A 7277-nucleotide genomic window follows, 5' to 3' on the forward strand; every position below is an offset into this window, starting at 1 on the left:
CTTGCGCGCCTGCACCAGACCGGCCGCGCCGCCGTTGGTCGACTTGGCGTTTCCGCCGTCCCTACTTGCACTACCCATGACCCACCACCCGTTTCATGAGTGCGGCCCCCCCCCCCCCCGGGGATCCGAACCGAGCGCGGCCACCGCGCGGCACGATGTAGCGGGAAACAAGCGGGGGGGCCCCGCTCCGAGGGTACGCCCGGGGCGGGGCGGGGCCGCACTCATGAAACGGGTGGTGGGTCATGGGTAGTGCAAGTAGGGACGGCGGAAACGCCAAGTCGACCAACGGCGGCGCGGCCGGTCTGGTGCAGGCGCGCAAGCAGTTACTCGAGGGCGGAATGCCGCGCAATCCGCGGCTGGACGCCGAGTCGGTGCGGCAGGCGCTGGTCGATCTCTACGAGCTCTGGCTCACCAACAAGGGTGCGGAACTGGGCATCACTCCCGACAGCGGCCTGGCCGTGGTCGCGGTCGGCGGGCTGGGCCGCCGGGAGATGCTGCCCTACTCGGATCTGGATCTCGTTCTGCTGCACGACGACACCGCCTCCGCGCGGGTCGCCGAGGTGGCCGATCAGCTCTGGTATCCGCTGTGGGACGCCAACATCCGGCTCGACCACAGTGTCCGCACCGTCGCCCAGGCGTTGCAGGTCGCCGACAACGACCTGATCGCCGCGCTGGGCATGCTCGAGGCGCGCCACATCGTCGGCGACTTGGAGCTGAGCAACCTGCTCATCAGCGGGGTGCGCAGGGAGTGGCGCAACGGAATCCGCCGCCGCTTCGACGAACTCGTCGCCCAGGCCGAGACCAGGTGGCAGCGCAGCGGGGCGATCGCGCACCGCGCCGAGCCCGATCTGAAGAACGGGCGCGGCGGTCTGCGCGACATCCAGCTGCTCGACGCGCTGGCCATCGCACAACTGACCGACGCCATGCCGGGGCTCGGTCCTGATGTGCCCGGCGGCGGGTTGAAGCAGGCGCATCGCAGGCTCCTGGACGTCCGCACCGAACTGCACCGCGTTGCCGGACGCGGTCGCGACCAGTTGCGGGCCCAGGATGCCGACGAGATCGGGGCGGCGCTGCGCATCGGCGACCGCTTCGATCTCGCCCGCACCCTCAGCGATTCGGCCAGGACGGTGAGTTACTCCGTCGAGGTCGGGTTGCGTACCGCCGCCAACGCCCTGCCCCGCCGGGGGCTGGCCAGGCTGCGGCGGATGCCCGTGCGTCGACCACTCGATGAGGGGGTGGTCGAGCACGCGGGTGAGGTGGTGCTGGCCCGTGACGCGCGTCCGCAGCGTGATCCCGGGCTGACACTGCGGGTGGCGGCGGCCTCGTCCCAGACCGGGCTGCCGATGTCGGCGACGACCCTGGCCCGGCTGGCCGAGCAGGCCCCCGAGCTGCGCGAGCCCTGGCCGAAGGACGCGCTCAACGACCTGCTCGTGCTGCTCGGGTCGGGCCGGGGCGTGATCGGCGCCATCGAGGCGCTCGACCGGACCGGCCTGTGGGGCAGGCTGCTGCCGGAATGGGGTGCGGTGCGAGACCTGCCGCCGCGCGATCCCATCCACACCTGGACGGTGGACCGCCACCTGATGGAGACCGTGGCCTACGCCTCCGCGCTGAGCACCAGGGTGGCCCGTCCCGACCTGCTCGCGCTCGGCGCGCTGCTGCACGACATCGGCAAGGGCAGGCAGGGCGACCACAGCGTGGTCGGCGCCGAACTGGCCACCCAGATCGGCAACCGCCTCGGCCTGTGGCCGTCCGACGTGCGCACGCTCAGCGCCATGGTGCGCCACCACCTGCTGCTGCCCGACACCGCCACCAGGCGCGACCTGGACGACCCGGACACCGTGCGCGGGGTCACCGAGGCGCTCGGCGGCGACCCGCAACTGCTCGAGTTGCTGCACACCCTGGCCGAGGCCGACGCGCTGGCCACCGGGCCCGGCGTGTGGGGCGAATGGAAGGCCTCGCTGATCGGAGACCTGGTGCGGCGCTGCCGCGCCATGATGGCGGGCGACGCGCTGCCCTCGCAGGAGGAGATCGCCCCCGAACTGCTGGCCAAGGCCGCCGAGGGTGGCGTGCACGTCGAACTGGTCCAGGGCGAGGGCAAGTTCACCCACATCGTCACCGTCATCGCGCCCGACGAACCGGGCCTGCTCTCCGACGCCGCGGGCGTGCTGGCCCTGCACTCGCTGCGGGTGCTGTCGGCCTCGGTCGGCGTGCAGGGGGAATCGGCGATCGACACCTTCGTGGTCACGCCGAAATTCGGCGACCCGCCGGACGCCGGGCTGCTGCGCCAGGAACTCATCCGTGCCATCGCGGGCGACCTCGACCTGCCCGGTGTGCTGGCCAGACGCGAACGCGAGACGGCCGTGCCCGACCGGGGGCCGTACGCCCAGGCCGAGCCGCGGTTGCTGTGGTCGCCGACCGGAACCGAGGGGCAGGTCATCCTCGAGGTGCGCGCCGAGGATCGCATCGGCCTGCTGAGCAGGCTGGCCGCCGCGCTGGCCGGGTGCGGGGTGAACGTGCGCTGGGCCAAGGTCGTCACCATGGGCGCGTCGGTGGTCGATTCGTTCTGCCTGGACATGGGGGACACCGACGATCCGCAGCGTCGCGAGGCGGTCGAGAAGGCCGTCCTGCAGGTCGTGCCGAGGCCCGCGCCCAAGCCGCCGGAGGAGAAGAACGGGAGCGCCACCTGAGCGGGGTGGTCCGAGGACGCGACCGGACCGTTGCCGAAAATTAGCTGAGTCGCGCTCGTCGGTCACGGCGTGGCACATACGATCTAGAGCGGTCCGTCCCGCGTCGAGACGATGGGAGCTGGTCGATGGCTATACAGGTTGTCGAGGCGTCGATGATCACCAGTGACGACACCTCACACATGGCACGGTGCGTCGGCGGTGATCTCTGGGTCGTCTCCTGGCTGCCCGGTCGGACCCTGACCGGACCGCAGGCAGTCGCGGCGATGACCATCGCGGCCGCGGTCGCCACCCAGCCGATGGACACCCCGGCGCAGTGGTCCACGCTGGATCCGCTCGCCCTGCGGGTCGGGCTCACCGGCAGGCAGTCGGTGCATCTGGTGCGGCTGGAGAACCACGATCTGCGCCGCGCCGGCGACGCGAGCCGGGTGACGGTCGACTAGCTGCGTTTTCGCCGGGCCGCGATTTCGGCCACCGCGTGCGCGAAAGCCCGAGTGACCCCATTACCCTGGGTGGTCAAGTGACGTCACTCGAGATCAGGAGCGCGATCGGTGTTCGAATCCCTGTCCGACCGGCTTACCGGTGCCCTGAAGGATCTTCGCGGTAAGGGGCGTCTGTCACCGGCCGACATCGACGCCACCTGCCGGGAGATCCGGTTGGCCCTGCTCGAGGCGGACGTCGCGCTGCCCGTCGTGCGCGGGTTCATCGCCAAGGTCAAGGAGCGCGCCAAGGGCGCCGAGGTGTCCGCGGCCCTGAACCCGGCCCAGCAGGTCGTCAAGATCGTCAACGAGGAACTCGTCCAGATCCTCGGCGGCGAGACCAGGCGGCTCCAGCTGGCCAAGAACCCGCCGACGGTCATCATGCTGGCCGGCCTGCAAGGCGCGGGTAAGACCACCCTGGCGGGCAAGCTGGCCAAGTGGCTCAAGGGTCAGGGCCACCAGCCGCTGCTGGTGGCCTGTGACCTGCAGCGCCCCGGCGCGGTCACCCAGCTCCAGGTGGTCGGCGAGCGCGCGGGCGTGCCCGTCCACGCCCCGCACGCGGGCACCTCGATCGGCGGCGGCGAGAACCCGCTCGGCATCTCCGCAGCCGACCCGGTGGAAGTCGCGCGCGGCGGTGTCGCCGAGGCCCGCGCCAAGCAGTACGACATCGTCATCGTCGACACCGCCGGCCGCCTCGGCATCGACGAGGTGCTGATGCGCCAGGCCGCCGCCATCCGCGACGCCGTGCAGCCCGACGAGACGCTGTTCGTGCTCGACGCCATGATCGGTCAGGACGCGGTCGCCACCGCCGAGGCCTTCCGCGACGGCGTCGGCTTCACCGGCGTCGTGCTCACCAAGCTCGACGGTGACGCCCGCGGCGGTGCGGCGCTGTCGGTGCGCAATGTCACCGGCGCGCCGATCATGTTCGCCTCCACTGGCGAGAAGCTCGAGGACTTCGACGTCTTCCATCCCGACCGGATGGCCAGCCGTATCCTCGGCATGGGCGATGTGCTCACCCTCATCGAGCAGGCCGAGCAGGTCTACGACGCCAAGCAGGCCGAGGAGGCCGCGCGCAAGATCGGCAGCGGCGAGCTGACGCTGGAGGACTTCCTCGAGCAGATGCTGGCCATCCGCAAGATGGGCCCGATCGGCAACCTGCTCGGCATGCTGCCCGGCGCGGGCCAGATGAAGGACGCCCTGGCCGCCGTCGACGACAAGCAGCTCGACCGCATCCAGGCCATCATCCGCGGCATGACCCCCGCCGAGCGCGCCAACCCCAAGATCATCAACGCCTCCCGCAGGCTGCGCATCGCCAACGGTTCCGGCGTAACCGTCTCCGATGTCAACCAGCTGGTCGACCGGTTCTTCGAGGCCAAGAAGATGATGGCCATGATGGGCAGGCAGATGGGCATGCCCGGTTCGCGGCGCGGCAACAACAAGAAGGGCAAGAAGGGCAAGAAGGGCGGACGCGGCCCGACCCCGCCGAAGATGCGCGGCGGCTTCCCCGGCCTGCCCGCCGGGATGCCCGGTCTGCCCGCGGGCATGCCCGACCTGTCCGACATGCCGCCCGGCCTCGACCAGCTGCCGCCCGGTCTCGAGGGCTTCGACCTGTCCAAGCTGAAGTTCCCCAAGCAGTGATCGCCCGGAAGCGGTAGTCGCCCGGAAGCGGTAGCCGCCCGGAAGCGGTAGCCGCCGGGGTCGAGTCGCCGGGTGGGTAGCGCTCGCTCGGCAGGGTCCGGCGGGCCCTCGGCGCGGTAGGTTGAAGTCCATCCGACCCCGCGCCGAGGAGGTACGCGTGCACCTTCGTGGAATCCTGTTGCCCGACGACGACATCCGCGACCTGTGGGTGCACGATGGCGCGGTCTCCTTCGAGCCGGTGCCCGGGGCGGACACCCTGTGTGATCGCGGCTGGATCGTGCCCGGCCTGGTCGACGCGCACTGCCACGTCGGCATCCGCTACGGCGGCGGCCACGAGGACCACGAGGGCGCCGTCGCCCAGGCCGAGACCGAACGCGACGCGGGCGCGCTGCTGCTGCGCGACGCGGGCTCGCCGATCGACACCCGTTTCATCGACGACCGCGAGGATCTGCCGCGCATCATCCGGGCGGGCCGCCACATCGCCCGCCCCAAGCGCTACATCCGCGAACTCGGCATCGAACTCGACGACGAACGCGACCTGCCGGAGATCGTCGCCGACCAGGCCCGCCGCGGTAACGGCTGGGTCAAGATCGTCGGCGACTGGATCGACCGTTCCGTGGGCGACCTGCGGCCGCTGTGGAGCGACGCGGTGCTCGCCGAGGCCATAGCCGCCGCGCACGCCAACGGCGCCAGGGTCACCGCGCACGTCTTCGGCGAGGACGCGCTGCCCGGGCTGATCTCGGCAGGCATCGACTGCCTCGAACACGGCACCGGCCTGACCGACGAGACCATCGCGATGATGGCCGAGCACGGGACCGCCCTGGTGCCGACGCTGATCAACATCGACACCTTCCCGGAGATCGCCGACAGCGCCACCAAGTTCCCCGTCTACGCCGCGCACATGCGCGACCTGCACCGCAGGGTCCGCGACACCGTGGGCAGGGCGCACGAGGCGGGCATCCCGATCTACGCGGGCACCGACGCGGGCGGGTCCATCCGGCACGGACGCATCGCCGACGAGATCGCCGCCCTCGGCGCCGCCGGGCTGTCCGCGCACGACGCGCTCGGCGCCGCGTCGTGGTCGGCGCGGTCCTGGCTCGGCAGGCCGGGCATCGAGCACGCCGCCCCCGCCGACTTCGTCGTCTACCGGGAGGACCCGCGCACCCATCCGGCGGTGCTCGCCGAGCCCGACTGGGTGGTGCTGCGCGGGCGGGTCGTGGCGGGCGCGAGCCCGGTCACCGGCCATCGCTGACCCCGCGAGACCGCGGGCCGCGACATCGGCGGTCCGTGCACGGGGGCCCGCCGGGGGAGCGGGCGATTTTTGGGCCGCGCGCGCCGTCTGGCAGAATGAACCACCGTCCTACTCAGGACAGTGTCAGCCCGTCTCCGGTCACGTGCCGCGCGGCGGTCACACACTCCAAGCGCGAAACCGGGCTCGCAGACCGTGCGAGTCGCTGAATCGCGCGGTGACCATCCTGGCCGTCATCTCCAGCAGACGACGGCCGCCTACCCGAAAGAGGCAGATCAGCATGGCTGTTCGCATCAAGCTCACCCGCCTGGGCAAGATCCGCAACCCCCAGTACCGCGTCGTCGTGGCCGACGCCCGCACCCGTCGCGACGGCCGTGCCATCGAGTCCATCGGCAAGTACCACCCGAAGGAAGAGCCCTCGCTCATCGAGATCGACTCCGAGCGCGTGCAGTACTGGCTGAGCGTCGGCGCCCAGCCCACCGAGCCGGTGCAGCGCCTGCTGGAGATCACCGGTGACTGGCAGAAGTTCAAGGGCCTGCCGGGCACCGAGGGCACCCTCAAGACCAAGCCGGCGAAGCCGTCCAAGCTCGAGCTGTTCAACGCCGCGCTGGCCGCCGCCGAGAACGAGCCGGTCGCCGAGGCCGTCACCCCGAAGAAGAAGGCCAAGAAGGACGAGGCCGCCGCCGAGGCGACCGAGGCCGAGGCTGCCGAGTAATGAGCGCCGTCGTCGCCGATGCCGTCGAGCACCTGGTGCGCGGCATCGTCGCCAACCCCGATGACGTCCGCGTCGAGCTGATCACCGGCAGGCGCGGGCGGACCGTCGAGGTGCACGTGCACCCCGACGACCTCGGCAAGGTGATCGGCCGTGGCGGCCGCACCGCGACCGCGCTGCGCACCCTGGTGGCGGGCATCGGCGGCCGGGGTATCCGCGTCGACGTCGTCGACACCGACCAGTAGCCGGGAGAACCGGCCGATGGAACTCGTCGTTGGACGGGTCGCCAAGTCGCACGGCGTGCGCGGCGAACTCGTCGTCGAGGTACGCACCGACGATCCCGACGCGCGTTTCGCCGAGGGATCGTCGCTGCGCGGGCGGATGCCCCGTTCGAGCGACACCCGTGAGTTCACCGTGGAGTGGGGCCCCCCGGCCCAGGGGCGGGGGGGGGGGGGGCGGGGGGGGGGGGGCGCGAGCGCCCCCCCCCCCCCCCCCCGCGGCGCGGGGGTGGAGGT

Annotated in this window: 6 protein-coding genes and 1 pseudogene; all 7 read left to right on the forward strand. The window is 71.6% G+C overall.

Features of this window, described 5'->3' with window-relative positions; genetic code table 11:
• The first annotated feature begins 242 nt into the window (after positions 1-242).
• Positions 243-2687, forward strand: coding sequence for a [protein-PII] uridylyltransferase (locus tag QH283_RS15290; RefSeq protein ID WP_280503659.1), 2445 nt, complete (start codon positions 243-245; stop codon positions 2685-2687).
• 125 nt (positions 2688-2812) lie between these two features.
• Positions 2813-3127, forward strand: coding sequence for a hypothetical protein (locus QH283_RS15295; RefSeq protein ID WP_280503660.1), 315 nt, complete (start codon positions 2813-2815; stop codon positions 3125-3127).
• Between the two features lie 108 nt (positions 3128-3235).
• Positions 3236-4801: a signal recognition particle protein gene (gene ffh / locus QH283_RS15300; protein ID WP_280503661.1), complete on the forward strand. Its 1566-nt coding sequence runs from the start codon at positions 3236-3238 to the stop codon at positions 4799-4801.
• Between the two features lie 157 nt (positions 4802-4958).
• On the forward strand, positions 4959-6053 hold the full coding sequence (locus QH283_RS15305) for an amidohydrolase family protein (protein ID WP_280503662.1): 1095 nt from the start codon (positions 4959-4961) through the stop codon (positions 6051-6053).
• Between the two features lie 277 nt (positions 6054-6330).
• Positions 6331-6765 (forward strand): 30S ribosomal protein S16, encoded by a 435-nt coding sequence (gene rpsP / locus QH283_RS15310; protein WP_280503663.1) that lies wholly within the window; start codon positions 6331-6333, stop codon positions 6763-6765.
• Positions 6765-7007 carry an RNA-binding protein gene (locus tag QH283_RS15315; RefSeq protein WP_011210690.1) on the forward strand — a complete coding sequence of 81 codons (243 nt, stop codon included), beginning with the start codon at positions 6765-6767 and terminating at the stop codon, positions 7005-7007. Before rpsP ends, QH283_RS15315 begins: the two co-directional genes overlap by 1 nt.
• Before the next feature lie 16 nt (positions 7008-7023).
• Positions 7024-7277, forward strand: a pseudogene (locus QH283_RS15320) (hypothetical protein); the annotation flags it as partial.

This window comes from Nocardia farcinica, assembly GCF_029867845.1.
Lineage (GTDB): Bacteria > Actinomycetota > Actinomycetes > Mycobacteriales > Mycobacteriaceae > Nocardia > Nocardia farcinica_A.

Coding starts and splice junctions, on each gene's coding strand:
- QH283_RS15295 (WP_280503660.1), top strand. CDS start 2,813: ATGGCTATACAGGTTGTCGAGGCGTCGATGATCACCAGTGACGACACC.
- QH283_RS15315 (WP_011210690.1), top strand. CDS start 6,765: ATGAGCGCCGTCGTCGCCGATGCCGTCGAGCACCTGGTGCGCGGCATC.
- rpsP (WP_280503663.1), top strand. CDS start 6,331: ATGGCTGTTCGCATCAAGCTCACCCGCCTGGGCAAGATCCGCAACCCC.
- QH283_RS15290 (WP_280503659.1), top strand. CDS start 243: ATGGGTAGTGCAAGTAGGGACGGCGGAAACGCCAAGTCGACCAACGGC.